Below are 23,638 nucleotides of genomic sequence, written 5' to 3'. Positions count from 1 at the left end.
GAGCTCGACCCGGCTTAACGCTGTTTAACCCTGTTTACCCGGCAAAGTCAGCGGCGCGCGCCGGCCATTCATCGGGCACGATAAAACCGCGCGAATGCTCGCGCCAGACATTGCCGGCGGCGCAGTCGTGGCCGTCATAACGTTCATAACGAGCAACCATGACCGGCGACGACAGCGTTGCAACGCGCTCAGACAACACCGCAGCCTGCTCCACCAGCGCGTCACTCTCTTGCGCCGATAACGTTCGTTCTGCCATCCATCCCAACCTGGGCAACGAAGCAAACAATCCATCCGTCTTCGAATCCCGCCATTCCGAAGCCGTTTTCCACCAGCCTCGCAGATGATCGCCGGCAAGCTCGGGCGGCAGGTTCGACGCGAGAATGCGATAGTCATGGCCGTCATCGCGATAAAACAAGCGCCCTTTGACGAACAACTCGGCGCGCCACGGACCCTCGAAACCGAGCGATGCAAACTCATCGCGCGCACTTAAACCCAGTTGATGATTCAAGAGCCGCGCGTGCTTCAGGTCGAAGCGATCCTGCAGATTCGGACCGACGTAATGAGCGAGCGTAGCGGCCCCCTGACCCTCGCCAATATGCAGATAAAACTTCACTGCGAGTTCCCAGTGCAACCGCTCGCCACGCACGTTCTCCAGCAGGAAGTCGACTTCGCCTAGCGTACGCTCGGCCGTGCGCAATGGGATGTTCGCGGCGATCAACCGCGCGTGCGGGCCATGCATCAGGAAATATTCGAGCAACGCTTCGGCGTAAAAGCCGAGCCGCGTCAGCGACGGTTTGTGAACCTGCGCGTGCAGCGCTGCGGGGTCGCGGTCGAGTGCATCGAGCCAAACGAGTGTGATTTCGCGCTCACTCTCCGTTGCGGCGGGACGCGCGAGCGGCGCGCCCGCGCGCGACACGCTCAGCAAGTCCGGCGAGAACAGCAGCCACGCGAGATCCCGGACGGCGGGATCGTGGAATGACGTGATCCCGTTCGCGGCCGTCACGGGCCGTCTGCCGCCTGCAGCGACTTGCGGTAAGTCGCCTCTGCGAGACATAGATCGGCCCATGCCTTGGCTTTATCGGGGAGACTGCGCAACAAGTAGGCCGGGTGATACGTGACGATGACCGGCACACCTTGATAGTCATGCACCCGTCCCCGCAGCGACGCAATGCTCGCCTCGGTCTTGAGCAGGCTCTGCGCGGCAAACCGTCCAAGCGCAACAATCAGCTTGGGTTTGACCAGTTCGACCTGCCGCTTCAGATAGGGCTCGCAGCGCGCGACTTCATCGAGTTCCGGATTGCGGTTACCGGGCGGGCGACACTTGATCACGTTTGCAATGAACACGTTGTCCTCACGCGATAACGCCACCGCGTGCAGCATGCTGTCGAGCAACTTGCCCGCCTGGCCGACGAACGGTTCGCCCAGCTTGTCCTCGTTCTCACCGGGCGCTTCACCGATCAGCATCCAGTCCGCGTCCCGATCACCCACGCCGAATACCGAGTTCGTGCGACGCTCGCACAAACGGCAGCGTTCGCACACGGCGACGCGAGCGGCGAGCGTGTCCCAGTCGAGGGTCGCGATATCGGCGGCCGTGTCGTCGACGGTTTCCGAAACAGCCAGTGATTGCGGCGGTACATCGTCGAGCCAGGGGAGGTCATCGAAGACTGGCGGTTCGACGGAAGCGATCTTTGCAGGCGGCGCTTGATGCGCGTTGCCCTGGCTCGTCTGCGCGGCGGAAAGAGCGGCATCGAGCGCTGTCAGCGTGTCGAGTGGATCAGCTTTCCGGGCTACCGGCGCGTACGCTTCTTCGACCAGCACACGCGGAGCCGACCGGTGCACCTCGGCGGCGGCATGATCGTGCGCAATCGCCGTCGAGTCTGTCGATTGATCAGGCACGGCCACGGACGTTTCAACCGATGCCGGCCCCCGCCTCACCCAGACCGTTCCCAGTCCGAACTCTTCCAGCATCGACTTATGCAGCGCCATCCACGGCCTCCTTTGAAAACGTCAGACGCATGACGAGTGCATCCTCGCGCGAGCGGTGCCGCGCGGGGTAATAGTTTTTGCGCCGCCCGATGGTGGCGAAACCAAAGCGCTCGTAAAGCTGGATGGCGCGCGGATTCGACGGCCGTACTTCCAGCAGCACGCCCTCGAGTTTCTGATGCCGCGAGATGCGCACCGCTTCGCGCAACAACGTGAGCCCGGCGCCGGCATGTTGCGCCTCGGGCGCGACGCACAGGTTCAGCAAATGCATTTCATCGACAACCGGCATCAGCACGCAATACCCCAGCAAGGTCCCGGTGACATGGCGCAGGCACACGCCGAAATAGCCGTTGCGCAGCGAATCCTGGAAATTGCCACGGGTCCAGGGGAATTCGTAAGCGAGCTTTTCGATGGCGGCGACCTCATCGAGATCAGCTTCCGTCATCGACGACAGATAACGATCCGCCATCAACACGCCGCTCACCGTAGAGGCTCCGTCGCTTGAGCGATCGGAGCGGCGGGGTCGGCATGATCGGCTTGATCTCCCGCAGCAGCAGCGGCAGCTTTGGCGGCACGCGCGTCCATCCGCTCGGCGGTGGTCTGCGCGACCTTGTTGCGTACGTACTCCGGCGCGGCCTGATCGGGCGCGACCGTCCGGCCGGCACGCAGCGCGCGTAAGCCGGCAAGCGCCACGGGCAACGCATGCGGCAGCGCATCGAAATCGATGCGGCACGCCGGAGCGGCCGGCATGGGCAACCGTTCGCCGAAAGCCGCCGCCGCATTGCCCGCCAGCGTGAACGGCTCGTCCGGCAGGACGATTGCCTCGGGCAGATCAAGCGATGCCGCCTGGACCGTGGCCCACTCGCCCGCCGCTCCCGCCACTGCATCCCAGCGGAAATCCGCCCAGTACGCCTCGTTCATGCGGGCGTCGAGCGCCGCGAGCACGCGTGTTGCCGATGGGTCGTGCAAGCGCGCGAACTCCGCGCAGGCGAGCAAGGTGCCGACCGGCACCACCGGCACGCTCAACCCGAACGCCAGCCCCTGTGCGACGCCGGTTGCCGTGCGCAAACCGGTAAATGAGCCCGGCCCGGCGCCGAACGCGATCGCGGAGCAATCCTTGAGCGTCAGGCCGGCGGTATCGAATAATTCGCGGATCGCGGGCAGCAAGCGCGTGCTGGATACCGGTCCCGTCAATTCATGACTGAACCAGACGTGGACTTCGCCGGCAGAGTAATGAGGAGCGCTTCCATAAGCCGTCGGCGCGGCGGCGGCCGTCGGGTCAGCGATCAGCAGCGCGACTGAGCAGAATTCGGTCGAGGTATCGAGGGCGAGCAAAACGGTGCGTGTCATGGCCGCTATTGTAATGCGTGCCGTAATGCATGAAGTAACGCGTGAACCGTGACGCTGCGAGCGCTGCGCGGACAATGTCCGCTTGTGCCGGATCGGGCCTAGGCCGGGGAGTTCTGGAAGAAACCCTCGACAAGCCCGCGCAACCGGCTTGTTATGATCGTGAGACCTTAACCAGCCTGTCCGGAGAACTGAATGAGCGGAATCAACGAACTCGACGCGCAATTTGCGCTTGCCCAAGCGGAGGTCAAGGAACTGTCCGAACGGCCGGGCAACCTGACGCTGCTGCGCCTCTACGCGCTCTACAAGCAAGCGAGCCTGGGCGATGTGCAAGGCGACAAGCCAGGTTTCGCCGATATCGCCGGCAAATACAAGTACGACGCGTGGAGCGCACTCGCCGGCACGCCGCAGGACACCGCAAAGCAGCAATATATCGGGCTGGTGGAATCGCTGAAAAGCGGCGCCTCGGCGTAAAGTCCGGGAGGGCCAGCGCCGGACGCCCGCTGGTTTGAGCGGCCCCGCGGCGCTTTACCCGCTTTACCCGCTTTACCCAGACGCAGGCGAAATTCTGCGCCCCGGTAAACCGCAAGTTGAATCAAACTGTCTTAAAATCTGGCGCAGCGCAACAATTGCCGCTATACTGTTGCCTGCGCTTCACTGTGACCGGGTGAATTGATGGTTTTAGTCAATTCATTAGCTGATTAACCCGCGCAGCGCGGCGACTCGTAGCGTTTTGCTCCAATCCAGTTTAGAAACTGTCCCCTCCCTGCTAGGCCTTCTCTTCGGCCGATCATGCATCAGGCTGACGACAAAGCCGCCTCGGCCTGTCGAATCCGATACAGCTTCTAACGAAAAGCTCGCCTTTATTGTTGCGAGCTGCCCCCGTTTTTCGATTTGCTCGCTGCTTCTTTGCTCGCTGAATCTGACGACTTGGGTATGCCGATTGGCGCCATACGCCTTATTCCCCGTTTCAAGGATCGACATGACTTCGAGCAACACCCATAGCCCGCTGGACTCCATCGCTGCACTGGCACTCGGCGAAGACACACCCGCCGCGCCGGCAGCATCTGTTTCGCCCGCCGCATCTGCTTCACCCGCTATTCCCGCCCCCATTTCTTCAGTTGCGCCTGTCGCCGCTGCTATCGCTGTGCAGACCGGCCCGAGCTTCGAATCGCTCGGCCTGTCGCCCGAGATCATCGTTGCGCTGACCGCTTCTGGCTATCAAGTGCCGACGCCGGTTCAGCAGCGCGCGATTCCCGCAGCGCTCGCCGGCCGCGACTTGCTGGTTTCCAGCCCGACCGGTTCGGGCAAGACCGCAGCATTCATGCTGCCGGCTATCGAACGTTTCTCGCAACTCGAAAAAGCCAAGGCTTCCGCTCCGCGCGAGCCGCATGACCCGAACGCCCGCCCGGCCCGCCGCACCCAGCCGGTCGCTCGTCCGACCATGCTGGTTCTGACGCCGACCCGCGAACTCGCCATGCAGGTTACCGCTGCCGCGACCACGTACGGCAAGCATCTGCGCCGGTTGCGCACGGTCAGCATTCTCGGCGGTGTTGCGTATGGCCAGCAATTGATGCTGCTCGCGAAGAACCCGGAAATCCTGGTTGCTACGCCGGGCCGTCTGCTAGACCATCTGGAACGCGGCCGTATTGACCTGTCGCAACTCCAAATCCTCGTGCTCGACGAAGCCGACCGCATGCTGGACATGGGTTTCATCGACGATATCGAAACCATTGTTGCTGCTACGCCGGCCACGCGTCAGACGCTGCTGTTCTCGGCAACCATCGACGGCAAGATCAGCTCGCTGACCGGCCGCCTGTTGAAGAACCCGGAACGCATCGAGATCATCCAAAAGCTCGAAGCGCAGAACAACATTGCGCAAACCGTGCATTACGTCGATGACCGCGATCACAAGGATCGTCTGCTCGACCACCTGTTGCGCGATGCCGGCCTGGATCAGGCTATCGTTTTCACGGCAACCAAGAACGACGCTGACCAACTGGCTATCCGTTTGTCGGACGCTGGTTTTGAATCGGCTGCATTGCACGGCGATCTGCCGCAAGGCGCGCGTAACCGCACGATTCGTGCACTGCGCGAACGCAAAGTACGCGTGCTGGTGGCAACCGATGTCGCGGCTCGCGGTATCGACATCCCGGGCATCACGCACGTATTCAACTACGATCTGCCGAAGTTCGCGGAAGACTACGTTCACCGTATCGGCCGTACGGGCCGTGCTGGCCGCACGGGTACGGCAATCAGCCTCGTGCATCACGCAGAGCAAGGCGCGCTCAAGCGCATCGAGCGTTTCGTGCGTGTGCCGCTGAATGTGAGCGTGATCGCTGGCTTTGAACCGCGTCGCTCGGCTCCGGCCGGCGGTGGCGGTGGTCGTCCTGGCTTTGGCGGCCGTGGCCGTCCGGGCGGCGGTGGCGCTGGTGCGGGTGGTGCAGGTCGTCGTTTTGGTAACGGCGGTGCTGGCAACGGCGGCTCGGCTAAGCCGGGCGGTTGGGGCAACAAGCCGGCAAGCGCCGGTGGTGCTCGCGATTCGCGCGATGGTGGTTCACGTGACGGCTATCGTAGCGGCGGTGGATCGCGTGACGGTGGTTCGGGCTTTGGCGGCGGTTCGCGTGACGGCTATGCAGCACGTCGCAATGACGGCCCGCGCGCTCCGCGTCGTGGCAGCTAAGTCGTAATCAGTGCGGCGCGCGCTTCGTGCGTGTGCCGGCAAAAAGAAAACCGATGCCTCGTGCGTCGGTTTTTTTTCGTTCACGCTCTGAATTTCACAATGCGGAAAGGCCTTTTGTGCCACGAAATTGTTGGTGCATGGCACAAGTATTCACATCCCAACATGGGAAAGATCATTTTATATTGTGAAATATAAATACTAAACTATTGATTTAAAACGATAATTTTTATTCAAAAACCTCACTAAACGACTGGCTCCCCTATCTTCCTTTCCCTAGACTCTTATATAAGAGTTGAGCAACAAGAAGTACAAAGACTGCTCAACCGGACGACCATCCATTTAGTCATTAGTCAGGCAATCAAAGGAGAAACGCCATGTCGCGCCAACAACAAGCTCAGGAACTTCAAAAGCAATGGGACACGGATTCGCGCTGGAAGGGCATCAAGCGCAGCTACACCGCCGACGACGTCGTGCGGCTGCGCGGTTCGGTGCCAGTCGAGCACACGTTGGCGAAACGCGGCGCGGAAAAACTGTGGGCATCGATTCATGAAGAGCCGTTCGTCAATGCGCTCGGCGCGTTGACCGGTAATCAGGCCATGCAACAGGTCAAGGCCGGTTTGAAGGCGATCTATTTGTCCGGCTGGCAAGTGGCGGGCGACGCGAACGTTGCCGGCGAGATGTATCCGGACCAGTCGCTGTATCCGGCGAATTCGGTGCCACTGGTAGTCAAGCGCATCAACAATACGCTGACGCGCGCCGATCAGATCCAGTGGTCGGAAGGCAAGAATCCCGGCGATGAAGGCTATCTCGACTTCTTCCAGCCAATCGTGGCCGACGCTGAAGCCGGTTTCGGCGGCGTGCTGAACGCGTTCGAACTGATGAAGGCCATGATCGAAGCCGGCGCTGCGGGTGTGCACTTCGAGGATCAACTGGCATCGGTGAAAAAATGCGGGCACATGGGCGGCAAGGTGCTCGTGCCGACGCGCGAAAACATCGCGAAACTCACGGCTGCGCGTCTCGCGGCTGACGTTTCAGGTACGCGAACCATCCTGCTCGCCCGCACCGACGCGGAAGCTGCGGATCTGGTGACATCGGATGTCGATGAAAACGACCGGCCGTTCCTGACCGGCGAGCGCACCGTGGAAGGTTTCTTCCGCACGAAGCCGGGCCTGGAACAAGCCGTGTCGCGTGGCCTCGCCTACGCGCCGTACGCCGACATGATCTGGTGCGAAACCGGCAAGCCGGACCTGGCGTACGCGAAGAAGTTTGCTGAAGCGATTCATCGGGAATTCCCGGGCAAGCTGCTCTCGTATAACTGCTCGCCATCGTTCAACTGGAAGAAGAACCTGGACGACGCGACTATCGCCAAATTCCAGAAAGAGCTTGGCGCGATGGGCTACAAGTTCCAGTTCATCACGCTGGCCGGTTTCCATGCGCTGAATTACTCGATGTTCAACCTCGCGCACGGCTATGCACGCAATCAAATGAGCGCGTTCGTCGAGATGCAGGAAGCCGAGTTCGCGGCGGCCGAGAAGGGTTTCACGGCAGTGAAGCATCAGCGCGAAGTGGGAACGGGCTACTTCGATGCAGTGACGCAGGCGGTTGAAAAAGACGCATCGACGACCGCGTTGCACGGCTCGACCGAAGATGAACAGTTCTTCGAGAAGAAAGTGGCTTAATAAGCTGCAGTTGCTTTAAGCAGATAGAAGGCACATGGCCATTGGCCATGTGCCTTTTTTGCATTTTTAGAGAGTCAGCCAGCGGCAGTTGCCGACCATCCGTTGATAAAGCAGAAACGCATATCCATCAAGTCACCGGCAACTGAAACGCTCATTCTGTCTGCCGTTGGCGAAGGCGATTTTCCGGTGCTGTAATAGCAGGTGATTAAAGCAACGAACCTCGTGCAGCGCGTTTCGAATAGGTTGAGCGCGCCCGGATTGAGATTCACTCTCTTCACCGATAAACAATCACCGGAATCTTCGTGTGGGTCAGCACCCGTTGAGTCTCGCTGCCGATCAACAAACTCCCCAATCCCCTCCTCCCGTGCGACGCCATGAAAATCACATCGCAACCATCCCGCTCTGCAATATCGATAATGCCGATATAAGGCGCGGACTCAACGCTCGTGACGGAACTGCAGGAAACGCCGACGGCGGCAGCGGCCTTTTCGACAGCGCCAAGATGCTCGCGAGCCTCGCGCTCGCCGCGCTCATGAAAATCACTGGGCGGCTCGACGGCGACATCGGCGAAAGGTGAATACGGATACAGCGGCAAACACGCATAGGCCGTAATCCGTGCACCCACCGACTGGGCAAGATCGATCGCCCCATCAATGGCTTTCTGCGAAAGGACCGATCCATCCGTCGGAACCAGAATGTGCTTGAACATGGTCGACTCCTTGGGCAGTGGCCACCGTGCACTTTCATTGTAGTAACTGGATCGGGGCAAGCGGCCCGCAATTCAGCCCCAATATCCTGGCGCACCGAACGTATGTTTCAGCAAATCGAGAAACAGACGCACTCGTAGCGGCAAATGCCGGCGCTGCGGAAACACGGCGTGAATCCCGATAGGCGGCGCGGCGAAAGCATCGAGCACACTGATAAGCCGCCCTTGGGCGATGTCATCGCCGACTTCCCACCATGAGCGCCACGCCAGCCCATATCCTGCTAGGCACCACTCGTGCAGCACCGCGCCGTCCGAGCATTCCATGGTGCCGGACACGCGCATCTGAACGACCTTGCCGTCTTTCTGAAACACCCAGCCGCGCTGCTGATTCGAGCTCGCCCCAAGCGGCAGGCAGTTGTGCTGCGCGAGCGCGTCGAGATCGGCGGGCGCGCCGCGCTCGCGCAAATAGTCCGGTGACGCCACGCAAACCCGGCGGTTCTCGCCCAGCTTCAACGAAACCAGCGACGAATCCGGCAACTCGCCAAGCCGCACGGCGCAATCGAAACCTTCGTTGACCAGATCGACCATGCGATCCGTCAGGTCGAACGTGATCGATACATCCGGATGCATCGAGGTAAAAACGGGGACGAGCGCGGCAACGTGACGCCTCCCGAAACCCGCTGGCGCCGACACCCGCAGATGCCCGCTCGCCTTCACCCCACCCGCCGACACGCTCGCCTCCGCACTCTGCATGTCATGAATCACCCGCTGGCAATCCTCCAGAAATGCCGATCCTTCAAAGGTGAGCGTCAGCCGGCGCGTGGTGCGCACGAGCAGCTTCACGCCGAGCCGCTCTTCCAGCGCGTCCAGCCGCCGGCCGATCACGGCCGGAGCGACGCCTTCGGCCAGTGCCGCAGCGGACAGGCTTCCCTTCGCGACAACCGCCACGAACGTTTCTATTTGCTTGAATCGGTCCATGCGCGTGCGTTTGTTCGTTTATTCAAATGACAGGGCGCCCAGATTAGGCGTGAAAAAGTCAAAGATCAAGTGATCTGGATGCATCTTCCGGTCGTTCCAACGCACTAATAGAATGGTCGGAGACCTACTTACGGAGCGCCGGCCATGTCACCGACATCGATTTCGCCTCCTCGTGCCGTCATCTTCGATGCCTACGGCACGCTGTTCGACGTGCACTCGGTCGTGGCCGCCGCCGAGCAGTTATTCCCCGCCCACGGCGACGCGCTTTCGCAGTTGTGGCGCCAAAAGCAGATCGAATACACGCAGCTACGCACGCTCTCGGACCCCGCCGGCACCCGATACGAGCCGTTCTGGGCGATCACGCTCGACGCGCTGCGCTACGCCGCCACGCGCCTGAAGCTCGACCATGCCCTCACTCCGGCTGCGGAAAAGCGCCTGATGGACGAATACGCCTGCCTCGCGGCGTTTCCGGACACTGTCAACGCACTGAAAACGCTGCGCAAACGCCCGGATTTGAAACTCGCGATCTTGTCGAACGGCAATCCGCAAATGCTCGACATCGCGGTGAAAAGCGCCGGCATGTCGGGTCTCTTCGATCACGTCCTCTCAGTTGACGCCGTGCGGGCCTATAAACCCGCCCACGCCGCGTACGCGCTCGGAACGCAATCGATCGGCGTGGCGGCCTCGGAGATCGTGTTTGTATCGTCGAATGGCTGGGACGTGACGGGCGCAACGTGGTTCGGCTACACCACCTTCTGGCTCAACCGCATGGCGATGCCTGCCGAACAACTCGGCGTCCTGCCACGCGGCACCGGACGCGATATGACCGATCTGCTTGCTTTCATCGATGCAGGCTGCCCCCGGCATCAGCACGCGGCGCCATTCGATCTTTCAAAGCGCATGCCCCGCAGTCCCAACCACTAACCGATTCATCGATTCAACTAGTACGCAAAACCGTCTGACCGACCAAGGAGATGTAGAACATGGCGAACACGCTGACCCACGTGCCGCAGGGCATGACCATCACGGCCGACATCAAACCCGGCTACGAGACCATCCTGACGCCTGAGGCGCTTGAATTAGTGGCAACTCTTCATCGCGCATTTGAGCCGCGTCGTCAGGCGTTGCTCAAGGCGCGGAGTGAACGTACGAAGCGACTCGACGCAGGCGAACGCCCGGATTTCCTCAGCGAAACGCAATCCATCCGCGATGCCGACTGGACTATTGCACCCTTGCCGAAAGCGCTCGAATGCCGCCGCGTGGAGATCACCGGACCGGTCGAACGCAAGATGATCATCAACGCGCTGAACTCCGGCGCGGATTCGTACATGACGGACTTCGAGGATTCGAACACGCCGAACTGGGACAACCAGTTGACCGGCCATATCAACCTGAAGGAAGCGGTACGCGGCACGATTTCGCTTGAACAGAACGGCAAGTCATACAAGCTCAACGATAAAACCGCGACGCTGATCGTGCGTCCGCGCGGCTGGCATCTCGATGAAAAGCACGTGACCGTGGATGGTCAGCGTGTATCGGGCGGCATCTTCGATTTCGCGCTGTTCCTGTTCCACAACGCGAAGGAGCAACTGGCTCGCGGTACGGGTCCTTACTTCTATCTGCCGAAGCTGGAAAGCCATCTCGAAGCGCGCTTGTGGAACGAGATCTTCGTGGCCGCGCAGGAAATTGTGGGTGTGCCGCGCGGATCGATTCGGGCGACGGTACTTATCGAAACGATCCTGGCCGCGTTCGAAATGGACGAGATCCTGTACGAGTTGCGCGAGCATTCATCGGGGCTGAACGCCGGCCGCTGGGACTACATCTTTTCTGCGATCAAGAAGTTCAAGAACGACGCCAATTTCTGCCTCGCCGATCGCGCCAAGATCACGATGACCGTGCCGTTCATGCGCGCCTATGCACTGCAATTGTTGAAGACGTGTCATCGGCGCAATGCGCCGGCTATTGGCGGCATGAGCGCGTTGATTCCGATCAAGAACGATCCGCAAGCCAACGACACAGCCATGGGCGGCGTGCGCTCGGACAAGGCGCGCGATGCCAGCGACGGTTACGACGGCGGATGGGTTGCACATCCGGGCCTCGTGCCGATCGCGATGGAAGAGTTCGTGAAGGTGCTCGGCGACAAACCGAACCAGATCGCGAAGCAACGCGAGGACGTACAGGTCACGGCAACCGATCTACTCGATTTCCGCCCTGAAGATCCCATCACCGAAGGCGGCGTGCGCGGCAATATCAACGTGGGCATCCACTATCTTGGATCGTGGCTCGCGGGCAATGGCTGCGTGCCGATTCACAACCTGATGGAAGACGCGGCGACCGCGGAAATTTCACGCTCGCAAGTGTGGCAGTGGATTCGCTCGCCGAAAGGCAAGTTCGACGATGGCCGCAAAGTGACCGCCGACATGGTCCGCGCCTTCACGCAGGAAGAGTTGGTGAAAGTGAAGGCGGTCGTTGCCGGCGACACAGCGCCGTACGACCGGGCAGCGATCATTTTCGAAGCGATGTCGACATCGGATACGTTCGCGGAGTTTTTGACGTTACCGCTTTACGAAGAGATTTAAGACTTAACGCTCGTCATCTGTAAAACAAAGCCGCTCTGGAAATTCAGGGCGGCTTTTTTTACCGGCGTTGCTTATTCAATGCCGTGCTCTTCGATACTCAACCCAATCGCCGTTATCGATACGCGGCAAACCCTCCACCGCTTCCTCGCCGACCGGATAAACCAGGCAATCGATAACCTGCGCGCGCCCGTCTACGTGAACTGTCACGTGCAATCGCTCGCTGCGGTACAAGCCGATAACACCCGGCACGATCTCTTCGATTTCATCGAGCACGGGCACGAGCGTTTCATCGATTCGATAGATATCGCCATGCACCGGCCCCGCCGCGGAATCGAGCACTAGTCCGGGATACGCGCCGAAGTCGTACAGTCGGCCATTGATATGGCCCGAGCCAATTAGCACTGGCGCGGCGATCCCGTTACGCTCTGCCGCGAGGCGAATGTCATTGTTCTCGCCCGCTCGCAGCGTCCCGTAGACGAATACGTGTTGCATGCGTTCATTCCTTCCATGAAGATTCAGCGCGCATTATGCCAAGCGCATAGAACAGTCGTTAAGTCGTGATTCAAAGCCGATCCCGCCCGATGCATTTAATATCACGGAGGAGGAGCGATTAAAAACCATGTTCACGTCCATCGATCAACCGCTGCAACCGGAAGAAGTCGAGCATCTCGACATTCCCGCCGAGTCGTCGCCTACGCTCGCGCATCCCATTCGCGTGCGCTCGCGGCCCGTGCCGGCCGGCGTCCGGATTGCGCGGCACACGCACGCGTGGGCACAGGTCGCGTGCACGACACGAGGCGTGCTGCGAATCGCGGCGGAAGGGTCAACGTGGATGGTGCCGCCGTCGCGCGCAATCTGGGTCCCGCCGAACGTGACGCATGAAGTGGTGATCGTGGAAGACGCGTTCCTGCGGACTTTGTACATAGACGCGAGCGTGGTGCCCCCGGGGCTGGATGCGTGCCGCGTGGTGGAAGTGTCGCCGCTGCTTCGCGAGGTGGCGGTTGCGCTGGATGACCGTACGATTTCAAGCGAGCGTGAACGGCTGCTCGGCACACTTGCACTCGATGAAATCACGCGCTCGCGGCCGCTGCCCCTCTCCATCCCGATGCCTACCGACAAACGCCTGCTGGCATTATGCGAAGCCGTCCTCGCCGACCCTGCTTCCGCCGATTCGCTAGAGCATTGGGCAGCATTCGCCGGTGCAAGCACCCGCACGATCGCGCGCTTGTTCCGACGTGAACTCGGTGTGAGCTTTTCGCAATGGCGTCAGCAGGCCGTGCTGGCGCGCGCGATTCCGTTACTGAGCCAGGGCCGACCGCTGTCACAAGTCGCGTTGCTGCTCGGCTATCAAAGTCAGAGCGCCTTTTCCGCGATGTTCAGACGTGCGTTCGGAGAAAGTCCACGAGCCTTTTTTGTCCGCGACGGCGAGCCGCGAAACGATACTCAGAACGGCGTTGTCGAGCGAGCGCTGAAACGCTAAACGCCGCGCACCATATGCCGGATCGCGCCGAATTGCGCGAGCCGCGAACCCGCGGTTTTATAACCCATGCGGATATAAAGCCGGGCGGCGGGGTTATCGACGAATACGCGCAACTGAGTCTCCGTTAGTCCACGTGCACGTGCCCATCGGTGCGCGGTATCGAGGAGAAAGGTTCCCGCGCCCGTCCGGCGCCATCCTTCCACCACTTGTACGTCGCGGATGTGCAGCGACTGATCTTCTTCCGTCACGCGCATCACGCCAATAGCCTGACCGTCGCACTCGAGCACGAAGTTTTCCGACTCGCGCCAGCTACCCAGGAAAAGATCGCTGCGCCACACGAGATTGTGGCGGCGGTAGTAGCCGTTCATGTTGTTGCGCGTGAGCGCCTCGGCGAACGAAAAATCGTCCATCGACGCCAGGCGCAACTGAAACGGCGAGAGAGCTTCGGTGGGATCGAGCATTGCGCGATGAAAGCACTGAATCAAGTCATCAACACTAAGTCAGCCGGCGCGCGCTGGCAATGGAGAGTTTTACGAGCGTGCAAGTTCGATGTCATGCACGCCACACGTTCAACCAGATGCAACGCGATCGTGGTACGAAGAATAGCGGAATGAACCGAAAGGCGAATCGGGAAGGAGGAGGAAGGAAAGGACGAAAAACCGCGGGCACAAAAAACGTGGACGAAAAAAATCCAGCTTGAGCTGGATTTTTCTTTTACAACTTGTTGGCGGAGCGGACGGGACTCGAACCCGCGACCCCCGGCGTGACAGGCCGGTATTCTAACCAACTGAACTACCGCTCCACTTCTTTCCATCAGTTCGTGAGGTTGGTTGACTCATCAAACTTGCAGCGCTTCTCGCAGCCGCCGATGTTTTGGCGTCCCCAAGGGGATTCGAACCCCTGTACTCACCGTGAAAGGGTGATGTCCTAGGCCTCTAGACGATGGGGACATAAACTTTTCAGTTAATGTCTTTTACTCTTTTCGCTTACGTCCTGACTGGCTTCTGATTAACTTCGATTAACACTTTCTTAATCGTTTAAACCTTATTAATCAGTTTCGCGCAGTTTCTTCTTAGTCAGCAGCGAAGAACGACATTATAAACAGCTTTGTGATTCTTGTGAAGCTTTTTTTCCGATGCTCTGGCGCTTTAAAAAGCTTCATTTCTGTTCTGTGGTGGAGGTAAGCGGGATCGAACCGCTGACCTCTTGCATGCCATGCAAGCGCTCTCCCAGCTGAGCTATACCCCCCTTGCAGAACAGAAACGAGATTCTAAAGGGCACTTTTGAAGTTGTAAATACCTTTTAGCCCAGCATCTGAAAATAGTTCGTCCTTAGGGTGCAAACTTGGGGCGCAAACCGGACACCGTTCGCGTCGATGCCATGCGCCCGTCATGTACCTGCGGCGCGCCCCATGTTCAGGCAATGCCCTTGTCGAGCCGGGTCAGCACGGTCTCACGGCCGAACAGCATCAGCACCGCGTCAATGGACGGTGTGTGCGTGGTACCCGCGACCAGCAGGCGCACCGGCATGGCGAGATGCGGCATCTTGAGCTTATGGCTCGTCAGCGTGGCCTTGAACGCCGCCGAGATGGCTTCCTTGCTCCACTCCACTTCGCTCAACGCCTGCCGCAAGTCAGCGAGCGCGGGACGCACGGTTTCGGTGACATGCTGCGCGAGCGCAGCGGGGTCGATCACGGGCTCCTGATAAAACATGGCGGCGTTATCGGCGATCTCCTTTACCGACGATGCGCGATCCTTCAGCAAACCGATCACGAGCTCCAGCGGCGGCCCTTGCTCGATCATGGCGGCGTCGATACCCAGTTCGGCCAGGAACGGCTTCACGAGCGTTTCCAGCCGCGCGTTGTCGGCTTCCTTGATGTAGTGCGCGTTCAGCCAGTTCAAACGATCCGGATCGTATTGCGCCGGCGACTTGCCCAGATGGTCCAGGTCGAACCATTCGACAAACTGCTCACGCGAGAAAATCTCCGCATCTCCATGCGACCAGCCAAGCCGGGCCAGATAGTTCAGAACCGCTTCCGGCAGATAACCTGCGTCGCGATAACCCATTACGCTCATCGCGCCATGGCGCTTGCTCATCTTCTCGCCCTGCTCGTTGAGCACGGTCGGCAAGTGGGCGTACACCGGCACTTCGCCGCCCAGCGCGCGCAGGATGTTGATCTGGCGCGGCGTGTTGTTCACGTGGTCGTCGCCGCGGATCACGTGGGTGATCTTCATGTCGAGATCGTCCACGACCACGCAGAAGTTATAAGTTGGCGTGCCGTCCGGACGCGCGATCACGAGGTCGTCGAGCTCGTCGTTCGAAATTTCGATCGTGCCCTTCACCGCGTCGTCCCAACTCACTACGCCGCCCAGCGGATTACGAAAGCGAATGACCGGCGAGACGCCTTCCGGAATAGGCGGCAGCACCTTGCCCTCCTCCGGGCGCCACGTGCCGTCGTAACGCGGTTTTTCATTGGCCTCGCGCTGACGTTCACGCAATGCGTCGAGTTCTTCCGTCGACATGTAGCAGTGGTAAGCCAGGCCCTGGTCGAGCATCTGCTTAAGCACTTCGCGATAGCGGTCCATGCGCTGCATCTGGTAGATCGGACCTTCGTCGTAGTCGAGGCCGAGCCATTCCATGCCTTCAAGGATGGCGTCGACGGACGCGTCGGTCGAGCGCTCCAGGTCAGTGTCCTCGATGCGCAACACGAAAACGCCCTTCATCTTGCGCGCGAATGCCCACGGATAAAGCGCGGAGCGAATGTTGCCGAGATGGATGAAGCCTGTGGGGCTGGGAGCGAAACGGGTACGGACTTGGGTCATGTGCGGTGTGCTCGATAGCTCAAATGCGTTTGCCGGCACGGAAGGAGCCAGGCAAGCGATATATCGGGGACCGGCTTCGGCACGTCTTCTGGACGAACCTGGCGAGCGGTCGAAACGAGTGTCAATTATACCCGCCGGCGCTTTTGGCCCGCTTTCGGGGGTCATCATGTTTTATCATATGCGCCGTCACCGGATGGCTTGACCAGGCAGCTATCCAAGCTGCCCGCGCCGCCTCCACGCTCCACGCTCGTCCCCGCTGCATCGCAGGAGAACCCTTGAAAACATTGCCGCCCCCGCTTTCGTCGCTGCCTCAGTTGTCGCGACGCGCGTTCTCTCTTGGCTGCGCATCCGCCGTGCTCACGGCGTGCACCACGACGACCAGATCCACCACAGCAGTCACCCCGCCCGCGTCGCCAGTGCCGGCCGCCAGCACGCCCCAGCGGCCCGTGCGGATCGGCCTTGCACTGGGCGGCGGCGCGGCCCGGGGGTTTGCTCACATCGGCGTAATCAAGGCGCTCGAAGCGCGCAACCTGAAGGTGGACCTGCTGAGCGGCACAAGCGCGGGCTCGGTGATCGCGGCGTTATCGGCGTCGGGAATGAACGGCATTGCCATCAACAAGCTCGCGCTGACCATGGATGAAGCGTCGATCAGCGACTGGGCGATGCCATTCCGCACGCGCGGTTTCCTGCAGGGCGTCGCGTTGCAGAACTATCTGAACAAGACGCTCGACAACCGGCCGATCGAAAAGATGGCGAAACCGCTCGGCATTGTCGCGACGGACCTGAAGACCGGCCAGCCAATCCTGTTCCAGCGGGGGAACACCGGCATTGCCGTGCGCGCGTCGTGCAGCGTGCCGTCCATCTTCGAGCCAGTGAAGATCGGCGGTCATGAGTATGTGGATGGCGGCCTGGTGAGCCCGGTGCCGGCGGCGTTCGCGCGCAAGATGGGCGCGGATTTCGTGATCGCGGTGGATATTTCGGCGCGCCCTGAGACGGGGTTGACGCAAAGCTCCTTCGACGTCCTGATGCAGACCTTCACGATCATGGGCCAGACCATCAAGGCGTACGAACTCGATAAATACGCCGACTTCGTCATCCGCCCGAACCTTGCCGCCATGAGCGGCAGCGACTTCGGCCAGCGCAACGCAGCGATCCTGGCCGGCGAGGAAGCGGTCGCAAAGATCTGGCCGGAACTGCAGCGGCAAATGGCGGCGAAAGGCGCTACCGTTTGAATCAACGGTAGCGCCTTTCGCCCTTGTAAAACCAGGCGGCTTAGCGCAACGACTTGACGCGTGCCGCCGATACATCCCCCGGCTGGCCGCCCCAACCTGAGCGCAGGTAGTTGGCGAGGTTCGCGAGTTCATCGTCGGTGAGCGTGGCGGCGAATCCCGGCATTGCCTGCATGCTTTCCGTTCCGGCGAACTCGGCGGCAGCCACGCCATCGAGCATCGCAACGATCAGGTTATGTGAATCGGCCTGACGCAACGTCGAACTCCCTTGCATCGATACCGCGACGTGAGGCTTGCCCTGCCCCTCGAGCCCATGACACCCCGCACATACGGCGACATAGCTCGCCCGGCCGGCTGCCACTTGCGCGGCATCGGCGGAACCCGGTTGAACCGGCGTGGGTGGAAGCGGTGCGTCGCCGAGCAGATAGGTCGACAGCGCGCGCAGATCACCCGGGCTCAAGTGCTGGCTGCTCAGCATCACGACCGGATGCATCTCGCCGAACGCCGAGCCCTGGCGGCTGATTCCCGTTGCGAAGAATGTCTGCAAATCGGCGCCGGTCCAGCCACGCGCGGCGAGCCCCGCGGGCGTGATATCCGGCGGCACGACACGACCGAGCATCGATCCTTGCAAGGTCTTCGCACCGTTCATCTCCCCAAACACGCCACGCGGCGTGTGGCATTCGGCGCAGTGACCCAGCGCATTGGCGAGATATCGTCCGCGGATCCAGTCAGCCGAACTTCCCGCCGATGCATCCGGCAACTTGTCCTTGAGGAACAGGATGTTCCAGAACATCACGGCAAACCGCACGTTGAACGGGAACATCAACTCGGGATCCCGGTTCGGCAAGGCGGCCGGCTTTTGCGCCATCAGATACGCATAGATGGCGTCGCTGTCGGCGCGGGACATCGTCCGGTAAGACGTGTAAGGCATTGCCGGATAGAGATGCTTGTCAGGCGCCACGCCGTCGTGCAAGGTCTTGTAGAACTGCGCAGCACTCCACTTGCCGATGCCATTTACAGGGTCCGGCGTAATGTTCGTGCCATAAAAGGTACCGAAGGGCGACCCGAGCTTCACGCCGCCGGCAAACGGCGCACTGCCGGGGATCGTGTGACAGGCGGCGCAATCGGCCGCTTTCGCAAGATAATTGCCCCGCGCGATCTGCTCGGCGGCCGTTTCATGCGTGGGGGCTGCAGTTTCATCGGAACGGTCGCTGCATGCGGACAGCGCCGCGACGCATAGCGCAACCGACAGCGCAACCGCGCCGAGGCGAAAGGAAATTGCCCGGTTCATGCGGAATCCTTAACAAGTCCAGGCGTATTCAGCACGACGTCCTTGACCGCTTCGTAGTAACGCACGTAGCCGGTGCAGCGGCAGATGTGGTCGTCGAGTGCTTTCGTGATCTCCTGCTCCACCGACTCCCTGGCAATCGGCTCGCGTTTTAGCCGCTCGATCAGCACCGTCGCCGCATTGACGAATCCCGGCGTGCAATACCCGCACTGGAAGCTGAAGTGTTCGAGGAATTTCTGCTGCACCGGCGAGAGTTCGACCACCTCGCCTTGCTCGTTACGTTTGGCGTGGCCTTCGATGGTCCGCACCTTTTTGCCATCGAAGAAATGCGCGCCCGTGATGCACGAGCGCACTTCTTCGCTCGACCCGTCCGGCTTGTCGAGGATCACCACGCACGCGTGGCAGACGCCCTGCCCGCAGCCAAGCCGCGAGCCGGTCAAGCCCACGTACTCATGCAGGAAATCGATCATCATGAGCCCATCAGGGGTCTGGATCGGACCCACGGCGGCACCGTTGATCGTCAGCGAAATGGGCTTCATCTGGATCAGAGACTGGTGCAAGGGCTGAGGCATGAGCGGTGTCGGAGTTGGGTTGGCAGCGGTCATGCGAGCGCCTCCTGAATGTTTTGCGGTTTCACCGGCAAGTCGTTGAATCGATGCCCGATAGCGTGCGCGATACCGTTGACGATGGCGCCGACGACCGGAATCATCACCACCTCCGCAATGCCCTTCGGCGGATCGGTCTCGGACAGCGGCGGCAGCACTTCGCCGGTCTGGGCCCAGACAGCGACATCGCTTGCGCGCGGCACGTGATAGCGGTTGAAGTTCCAGGTGCCGTTGCCGGGACCCTCTTCGTAGAGCGGCAGATACTCATGCAGCGCATGTCCAATACCCATCGCCAGTCCGCCTTGCAACTGACCTGAGACGAGTTGCGGCGAAAGCATGTTGCCGCACTCCATGATCGAGTGATGCGAGAGCAGGCTGACACGGCCGCTCCCTTCGTTCACCGTGAGTTCGACTAGCGTTCCGACCGCGCTGTAGTAGGTGACCGCCGCGTTGTTACGGCTGACCGGCGCGATGAACACACGCTTGCGATCAAGGGCCCGATAAACGGGCTGGACCGGCGCAGCGTGGGTCGTGCTGGCATCGGTCTTGCCCGCGCCGTGAAGCAGCGACAGGCCGTCGATGGGCAGACGCTCGGTCACGCCATCAATGTTGAATTCCGCCTCGCTCCATTGCCATCGATTGAACACATGCACGATCGCGCCCGTGACGAGCCCGAGGTCATGCGCTTTTTTCGCGACCTGTTCGAGCGACAGTGGCTCAAGACCTGCCGCCGTCAGCTTGCCGTCCACCCAGCGCGCATCTTCACGACGCACGGTGAGCGGCGCAGCCTGACCACCGCCTATGCCACTGCTCCATAGCGCCATCGCCGCCGGCCACAAACCGTGCGTGAATACCACGCGTCCCGCTTCGTAGGTGCTATGCGTGAAATAGAAAGCTGAATTCGTCGCACTCGATGGCGATATCAAACTCGGCGACCAGCGCGGATTAGCCGATAGCTTGTCCTGCTCGCCCTGCGACATCAGGTATGGGTCGCCACTGGTCACGACCGGCAACTCGGGCCAGTCGACAATCGCCATGCGCACTTCGGCGGCCGGCTTGCCGAGCCACTTCGCGCACGCGATTGCTTGCGATGTAGACACGCCCGTGCCAATTTCCGCGGCCGTATGATGCAACGTGATCTTGCCATCGGCCGCGATCTCAACCTTCGCGAACGACGCCTCCGCACCCGTGCCAAAGTCTTTCCGCACGCACGCGAAGCCGACACCGTAGCGGTTGCCAGGATGCGCCAGTTCATACTCCGCTTTCTTCTGCGCGCGACCGGTCCAGAGCGGGTGAACCTTGGCCTTCTGCAGGACTTCATCGACACGAATCGCGCCGGCGGGAATCGCGCCCTGGGTATTTTTCATGCCCGAGCGCAGCGCGTTCTTCAGCCGTAAGTCGATAGCATCGACTCCAAGCTGCGTCGCAATTTCATCGATCAGCATCTCGGTCGCGGCCATGGTCTGCAGCGTGCCGTAGCCGCGTGCGGAGCCGGCGTCGATCGCGCGTGAAGCGATCGCCACGCCGGTCAGGTCGCTCTTCGGGAAATAGTAGATCGACTGCGCGGCGGATGCCCCCACCATGGCCACCGATGGCGAAAAGTTGCAGCGCCCGCCGCCGTCGACTTCGAGCTCGGCCTTGAACGACTGCAGGAGGTTCGTTTTCTTATCGATCGCAATTCGATAACGCATCTTCGACGCATGGCGTTTTATCGATGTCTGGAATTGCTCATAGCGGTCAAATGCAAGGCGTACCGGACGGCCGTCGCCATACATGGCCGCCACCAGTCCATAGAACGGGACCGTGAAGTGGTCCTTCGACCCGTAGCCGACCGTATAGACCGGATGCACGAACAGGTTCTTCACCGGGAAGCGGCACTTCGCCGCCATGCCGGCAGCGCTTTCGGCAACCTCGTTCGGCCCCTGCGTCGGGACAACCATGTGCAGCGATTGCGTTGCCGCGTCGTACCAGCAGTTCGTGTTGTCGGCTTCGAGCGCGGCGGTATCGATGGATTGCGTACTGTAGTTGCGCTCCAGCACAAGCCAGTCCGCGGGCGGATGGTCGAGTTCGCCCTGCATGTTTTGCGCATGGAACATGCCCTGCTCATCCAGCTTGCCGTCCTGCCGCCCCGCCGCCCACACAGGCTCGTGCTTGCGCATCGCGCTTGGGAACAGCATGCTGTCCTTCAAGCTCGAGAACGTGTCGTCGTCATAGGCCGTCGGACCGCCGACGCGCACAAAGCGGAACGTGCCCCACGGATCGCGTTCAAGCGGCCCGGTCTTCTCGCCGTAGCGGATGATTTCATCGCGGAACTGGAGCTTGTCTTTGGCGAACCGGAAGCGTGCGAAATCGTGATAGATCAGCATGGCAACGGCCTGGCCCAGATAAGCTGGCGTCTTGCCGGGCGGCAGCAGCATGTCGTCGCCATAAAAAGCGGGAAATGCGAGACCGTCGCGGGCAAGCTCCGCAGCCGTGACAATCCGGTCCGGCTGAAGGTCGTCGCCAAGCAAGCTCAGGTCGAAACCCTCATACGTCCGGTCGGCCTGCGTCGTGCGCAGCATGAACGCGTGCGATTGCTGGTTCGGCCAGTGCGGCATGTCGGCCGCACGCACGTCGCGCGCAAATACCTTGGCCCCCGTGACCTTCGCGATCCCGTCGATACGAAACTTCGCGCGGCCGCTCGTTGTATCCCACTGAATCGGCGTCAGGATTTTTTCTTCAAATAACGCAGCGAATGCGCGACTGCCGAGCGGCGCAATAATGACGGTCAATCCCGCAATTGCACTCGCCTTCAAAAAACCACGACGCGATCGGTCGAGTTCTCTCATGGTCCTCTCCTTGAATGATCGGCTGAGAGCTTCAAGCCACGCTGCTTCGGGTTTCGGTTTTTATTTTGCATTCCGAAATTATTACCTTGTTCGTATAACCGCTTGATCCGGTGCGTGATGACCAAAGACGACGATGAGATATCGGAGTATCCCCGATCGTAATCGCACTTCAGGTTCTTCAACGTACAAGGATTTGCACCAGCCTGTTTCAATGTTTGGCTGGCTTTTTCAGGCTTTGCCTTGAGCAGGGTTCTTGTCGCTGCGGAGCGCCCGGCACTACCCCGGGAAGGTTGGCGATTGTAAGTGCCAAGCTTGCCTGCAGGCAGCGTTCGGCATGTAAAGTTTTGTGCTTGGCAGGGATTGGCGAGGCGAGCGGAAATCCGTTGTGACGTGTGGCGTCAATGTCACTCGGAAGCATCCGAATGTACGAGGGTTTAGACCGGGTCCTGACGAAATACGCGGTGGGTTGCCTGAATCTGAAGTGGCTGTCCGGCGATGTGGCGAAGGTCAACCATCAGCAACACACACAATCCCCGCGGGAACGACAAAAGCCCGCCCTTTTTTGAAAGGCAGGCTTTTGTACACCGTACCGGTTACCAGCAACCGGTCAGATGAGAGACGACGACTTAGTTGCCGTTGTTACCAATCGTGGCGCTGACACGCTGACGTAGATCGACACCGTCAATCGGGAAGGTCGCTTCAACACGCCGAGCGCCCGTGTAGCGCTTTTCCCAATAGCTGTTGTCCATGTCGTCCACACGGATCGTGCTGCCCGTGGACGGCGAGTGAACAAACTTGTTGTCGCCGATATAAATCCCGACGTGCGAGAACGAGCGGCGCATTGTGTTGAAAAACACGAGGTCACCCGGCTTCAGCTCGCTCACGCGAACTTTTTCGCCAACCCGGCTCATCTCTTCCGCACGCCGCGGCAAGGTCATGCCCAACGTGTCCTGGAACACGTAGCGCACGAAACCGCTGCAATCGAGACCGGAATCCGGCGTATTGCCGCCCCAGCGATAGCGCACGCCGATCATATTGAGCGCGCCGACGACTACGTCGCCCGCCTTGCTCGCCATGCCGGAAAGAAAAGAACGCGTGCCGCTGGATGGGTTGCTTGTCACATTACCCGAGACATTGCCAGAGTCAGCAACGGGATAAATGTCGTTAGCTGCCTTGGCCGACGCGGAGATGCCATTGCTGGCATTTTGGCTTGAATTGTTGACTTCGTCGGCGAACGCACCGGAAGTTGCTGTCATCATCAGGCCGATCAACATGCTGGCTGCTGCACGCGCGCATGTTTGAGTCAAAGTTAATTGCTGCATCGGTCGGTAGTTTTGGGTGAAAAAGTCTGAAAAATCAGTGTCATGCGGAAAAGTTGGCTTGATACTAGCCAGATATTATTTACATGTCAAAAGGCATAGAAAAATACAA

The 23,638-nt window shown here is 60.4% G+C and carries 20 protein-coding genes and 3 tRNA genes; 7 read left to right on the top strand and 16 right to left on the bottom strand.

Going from position 1 to position 23,638, the window contains the following annotated elements:
• Positions 1-34: 34 nt before the first annotated feature.
• The 4 genes from ACSQ8V_RS06760 to tsaB are packed head-to-tail and all read right to left on the bottom strand — an operon-like array spanning position 35 to position 3,333.
• Entirely contained in the window at positions 35-1,003 is a 969-nt protein-coding gene (locus tag ACSQ8V_RS06760; protein WP_346730466.1) for a DUF1853 family protein, read from the bottom strand.
• Positions 1,000-1,986, bottom strand: a complete 987-nt coding sequence (locus ACSQ8V_RS06755) for a uracil-DNA glycosylase (RefSeq protein WP_213763144.1) — start codon at positions 1,984-1,986, stop codon at positions 1,000-1,002. The genes ACSQ8V_RS06760 and ACSQ8V_RS06755 overlap by 4 nt, the downstream gene beginning before the upstream one ends.
• On the bottom strand, positions 1,973-2,467 hold the full coding sequence (rimI, locus tag ACSQ8V_RS06750) for a ribosomal protein S18-alanine N-acetyltransferase (protein WP_213763146.1): 495 nt from the start codon (positions 2,465-2,467) through the stop codon (positions 1,973-1,975). Before rimI ends, ACSQ8V_RS06755 begins: the two co-directional genes overlap by 14 nt.
• The gene (gene tsaB, locus ACSQ8V_RS06745) at positions 2,464-3,333 is read right to left on the bottom strand and encodes a tRNA (adenosine(37)-N6)-threonylcarbamoyltransferase complex dimerization subunit type 1 TsaB (protein WP_436205263.1); all 870 of its coding nucleotides are present in this window, start codon (positions 3,331-3,333) and stop codon (positions 2,464-2,466) included. Before tsaB ends, rimI begins: the two co-directional genes overlap by 4 nt.
• A gap of 192 nt (positions 3,334-3,525) precedes the next feature.
• Between tsaB and ACSQ8V_RS06740 the strand changes: the two genes are divergently transcribed.
• The 3 genes from ACSQ8V_RS06740 to aceA all read left to right on the top strand — a co-directional run bounded on the left by ACSQ8V_RS06740 (position 3,526) and on the right by aceA (position 7,692).
• Complete coding sequence (locus tag ACSQ8V_RS06740) at positions 3,526-3,804, top strand: acyl-CoA-binding protein (protein WP_218627207.1); 279 nt, start codon at positions 3,526-3,528, stop codon at positions 3,802-3,804.
• A 508-nt stretch (positions 3,805-4,312) separates the two neighbouring features.
• A complete protein-coding gene (locus ACSQ8V_RS06735) occupies positions 4,313-6,013 on the top strand; it encodes a DEAD/DEAH box helicase (RefSeq protein WP_436181254.1) in 1,701 nt (566 codons plus the stop codon).
• A 374-nt stretch (positions 6,014-6,387) separates the two neighbouring features.
• Positions 6,388-7,692 carry an isocitrate lyase gene (gene aceA, locus ACSQ8V_RS06730; RefSeq protein WP_436181253.1) on the top strand — a complete coding sequence of 435 codons (1,305 nt, stop codon included), beginning with the start codon at positions 6,388-6,390 and terminating at the stop codon, positions 7,690-7,692.
• A gap of 274 nt (positions 7,693-7,966) precedes the next feature.
• Here the strand turns inward: aceA and ACSQ8V_RS06725 are convergent, their stop codons facing one another.
• Together ACSQ8V_RS06725 and ACSQ8V_RS06720 are read right to left on the bottom strand one after the other, a co-directional pair.
• Positions 7,967-8,401 (bottom strand): universal stress protein, encoded by a 435-nt coding sequence (locus ACSQ8V_RS06725; RefSeq protein WP_436181251.1) that lies wholly within the window; start codon positions 8,399-8,401, stop codon positions 7,967-7,969.
• A 72-nt stretch (positions 8,402-8,473) separates the two neighbouring features.
• Positions 8,474-9,376: a LysR family transcriptional regulator gene (locus ACSQ8V_RS06720; RefSeq protein WP_436205262.1), complete on the bottom strand. Its 903-nt coding sequence runs from the start codon at positions 9,374-9,376 to the stop codon at positions 8,474-8,476.
• A 144-nt stretch (positions 9,377-9,520) separates the two neighbouring features.
• Here ACSQ8V_RS06720 and ACSQ8V_RS06715 point away from each other — a divergent pair, with 144 nt between their 5' ends.
• Both ACSQ8V_RS06715 and aceB read left to right on the top strand, forming a co-directional pair.
• Entirely contained in the window at positions 9,521-10,300 is a 780-nt protein-coding gene (locus ACSQ8V_RS06715; RefSeq protein ID WP_436205261.1) for a haloacid dehalogenase type II, read from the top strand.
• A gap of 59 nt (positions 10,301-10,359) precedes the next feature.
• On the top strand, positions 10,360-11,955 hold the full coding sequence (gene aceB, locus ACSQ8V_RS06710; RefSeq protein ID WP_436205260.1) for a malate synthase A: 1,596 nt from the start codon (positions 10,360-10,362) through the stop codon (positions 11,953-11,955).
• A gap of 75 nt (positions 11,956-12,030) precedes the next feature.
• Here the strand turns inward: aceB and ACSQ8V_RS06705 are convergent, their stop codons facing one another.
• Positions 12,031-12,447: a gamma-glutamylcyclotransferase family protein gene (locus tag ACSQ8V_RS06705; protein WP_436181247.1), complete on the bottom strand. Its 417-nt coding sequence runs from the start codon at positions 12,445-12,447 to the stop codon at positions 12,031-12,033.
• Between the two features lie 127 nt (positions 12,448-12,574).
• Here ACSQ8V_RS06705 and ACSQ8V_RS06700 point away from each other — a divergent pair, with 127 nt between their 5' ends.
• A complete protein-coding gene (locus tag ACSQ8V_RS06700) occupies positions 12,575-13,435 on the top strand; it encodes an AraC family transcriptional regulator (RefSeq protein WP_436181246.1) in 861 nt (286 codons plus the stop codon).
• Here the strand turns inward: ACSQ8V_RS06700 and ACSQ8V_RS06695 are convergent.
• The 5 genes from ACSQ8V_RS06695 to gltX all read right to left on the bottom strand — a co-directional run bounded on the left by ACSQ8V_RS06695 (position 13,432) and on the right by gltX (position 16,257).
• Complete coding sequence (locus tag ACSQ8V_RS06695; RefSeq protein WP_213763174.1) at positions 13,432-13,896, bottom strand: GNAT family N-acetyltransferase; 465 nt, start codon at positions 13,894-13,896, stop codon at positions 13,432-13,434. The two genes, ACSQ8V_RS06700 and ACSQ8V_RS06695, sit on opposite strands and share 4 nt — an antisense overlap.
• Positions 13,897-14,160: 264 nt before the next feature.
• Positions 14,161-14,237: transfer RNA gene (locus ACSQ8V_RS06690), tRNA-Asp, on the bottom strand.
• Between the two features lie 72 nt (positions 14,238-14,309).
• Positions 14,310-14,385: transfer RNA gene (locus ACSQ8V_RS06685), tRNA-Glu, on the bottom strand.
• A 222-nt stretch (positions 14,386-14,607) separates the two neighbouring features.
• Positions 14,608-14,683 (bottom strand) — tRNA-Ala (locus ACSQ8V_RS06680).
• 167 nt (positions 14,684-14,850) lie between these two features.
• Positions 14,851-16,257 (bottom strand): glutamate--tRNA ligase, encoded by a 1,407-nt coding sequence (gene gltX, locus ACSQ8V_RS06675; RefSeq protein WP_213763176.1) that lies wholly within the window; start codon positions 16,255-16,257, stop codon positions 14,851-14,853.
• Between the two features lie 260 nt (positions 16,258-16,517).
• On the opposite strand from gltX, the gene ACSQ8V_RS06670 reads away from it, so the two are divergent.
• Positions 16,518-17,489, top strand: coding sequence for a patatin-like phospholipase family protein (locus tag ACSQ8V_RS06670; RefSeq protein WP_436183106.1), 972 nt, complete (start codon positions 16,518-16,520; stop codon positions 17,487-17,489).
• A gap of 40 nt (positions 17,490-17,529) precedes the next feature.
• Here ACSQ8V_RS06670 and ACSQ8V_RS06665 read toward each other — a convergent pair whose 3' ends face one another.
• The 4 genes from ACSQ8V_RS06665 to ACSQ8V_RS06650 all read right to left on the bottom strand — a co-directional run bounded on the left by ACSQ8V_RS06665 (position 17,530) and on the right by ACSQ8V_RS06650 (position 23,529).
• Positions 17,530-18,777, bottom strand: coding sequence for a c-type cytochrome (locus ACSQ8V_RS06665; RefSeq protein WP_436205259.1), 1,248 nt, complete (start codon positions 18,775-18,777; stop codon positions 17,530-17,532).
• A complete protein-coding gene (locus ACSQ8V_RS06660; RefSeq protein WP_436206605.1) occupies positions 18,774-19,346 on the bottom strand; it encodes a (2Fe-2S)-binding protein in 573 nt (190 codons plus the stop codon). Before ACSQ8V_RS06660 ends, ACSQ8V_RS06665 begins: the two co-directional genes overlap by 4 nt.
• Before the next feature lie 29 nt (positions 19,347-19,375).
• On the bottom strand, positions 19,376-22,207 hold the full coding sequence (locus ACSQ8V_RS06655; RefSeq protein WP_436205258.1) for a xanthine dehydrogenase family protein molybdopterin-binding subunit: 2,832 nt from the start codon (positions 22,205-22,207) through the stop codon (positions 19,376-19,378).
• Between the two features lie 626 nt (positions 22,208-22,833).
• Entirely contained in the window at positions 22,834-23,529 is a 696-nt protein-coding gene (locus ACSQ8V_RS06650; protein ID WP_436181242.1) for a C40 family peptidase, read from the bottom strand.
• Positions 23,530-23,638: the final 109 nt, after the last annotated feature.

Origin of the sequence: Caballeronia sp. LjRoot31 (genome assembly GCF_964253885.1) — a bacterium.
Classification (GTDB): Bacteria; Pseudomonadota; Gammaproteobacteria; order Burkholderiales; family Burkholderiaceae; genus Caballeronia.
The sequence above is the reverse complement of the archived record's forward strand: the minus strand, read 5'-3'. Positions and strand labels throughout refer to the sequence as shown.

What these genes read in the sequence shown, in the direction of transcription:
- ACSQ8V_RS06755 (WP_213763144.1), bottom strand. Translation starts at nt 1,986, where the DNA reads ATGGCGCTGCATAAGTCGATGCTGGAAGAGTTCGGACTGGGAACGGTC.
- tsaB (WP_436205263.1), bottom strand. Translation starts at nt 3,333, where the DNA reads ATGACACGCACCGTTTTGCTCGCCCTCGATACCTCGACCGAATTCTGC.
- ACSQ8V_RS06740 (WP_218627207.1), top strand. Translation starts at nt 3,526, where the DNA reads ATGAGCGGAATCAACGAACTCGACGCGCAATTTGCGCTTGCCCAAGCG.
- ACSQ8V_RS06735 (WP_436181254.1), top strand. Translation starts at nt 4,313, where the DNA reads ATGACTTCGAGCAACACCCATAGCCCGCTGGACTCCATCGCTGCACTG.
- aceA (WP_436181253.1), top strand. Translation starts at nt 6,388, where the DNA reads ATGTCGCGCCAACAACAAGCTCAGGAACTTCAAAAGCAATGGGACACG.
- ACSQ8V_RS06725 (WP_436181251.1), bottom strand. Translation starts at nt 8,401, where the DNA reads ATGTTCAAGCACATTCTGGTTCCGACGGATGGATCGGTCCTTTCGCAG.
- ACSQ8V_RS06720 (WP_436205262.1), bottom strand. Translation starts at nt 9,376, where the DNA reads ATGGACCGATTCAAGCAAATAGAAACGTTCGTGGCGGTTGTCGCGAAG.
- ACSQ8V_RS06715 (WP_436205261.1), top strand. Translation starts at nt 9,521, where the DNA reads ATGTCACCGACATCGATTTCGCCTCCTCGTGCCGTCATCTTCGATGCC.
- aceB (WP_436205260.1), top strand. Translation starts at nt 10,360, where the DNA reads ATGGCGAACACGCTGACCCACGTGCCGCAGGGCATGACCATCACGGCC.
- ACSQ8V_RS06705 (WP_436181247.1), bottom strand. Translation starts at nt 12,447, where the DNA reads ATGCAACACGTATTCGTCTACGGGACGCTGCGAGCGGGCGAGAACAAT.
- ACSQ8V_RS06700 (WP_436181246.1), top strand. Translation starts at nt 12,575, where the DNA reads ATGTTCACGTCCATCGATCAACCGCTGCAACCGGAAGAAGTCGAGCAT.
- ACSQ8V_RS06695 (WP_213763174.1), bottom strand. Translation starts at nt 13,896, where the DNA reads ATGCTCGATCCCACCGAAGCTCTCTCGCCGTTTCAGTTGCGCCTGGCG.
- gltX (WP_213763176.1), bottom strand. Translation starts at nt 16,257, where the DNA reads ATGACCCAAGTCCGTACCCGTTTCGCTCCCAGCCCCACAGGCTTCATC.
- ACSQ8V_RS06665 (WP_436205259.1), bottom strand. Translation starts at nt 18,777, where the DNA reads ATGAACCGGGCAATTTCCTTTCGCCTCGGCGCGGTTGCGCTGTCGGTT.
- ACSQ8V_RS06660 (WP_436206605.1), bottom strand. Translation starts at nt 19,346, where the DNA reads ATGCCTCAGCCCTTGCACCAGTCTCTGATCCAGATGAAGCCCATTTCG.
- ACSQ8V_RS06655 (WP_436205258.1), bottom strand. Translation starts at nt 22,207, where the DNA reads ATGAGAGAACTCGACCGATCGCGTCGTGGTTTTTTGAAGGCGAGTGCA.
- ACSQ8V_RS06650 (WP_436181242.1), bottom strand. Translation starts at nt 23,529, where the DNA reads ATGCAGCAATTAACTTTGACTCAAACATGCGCGCGTGCAGCAGCCAGC.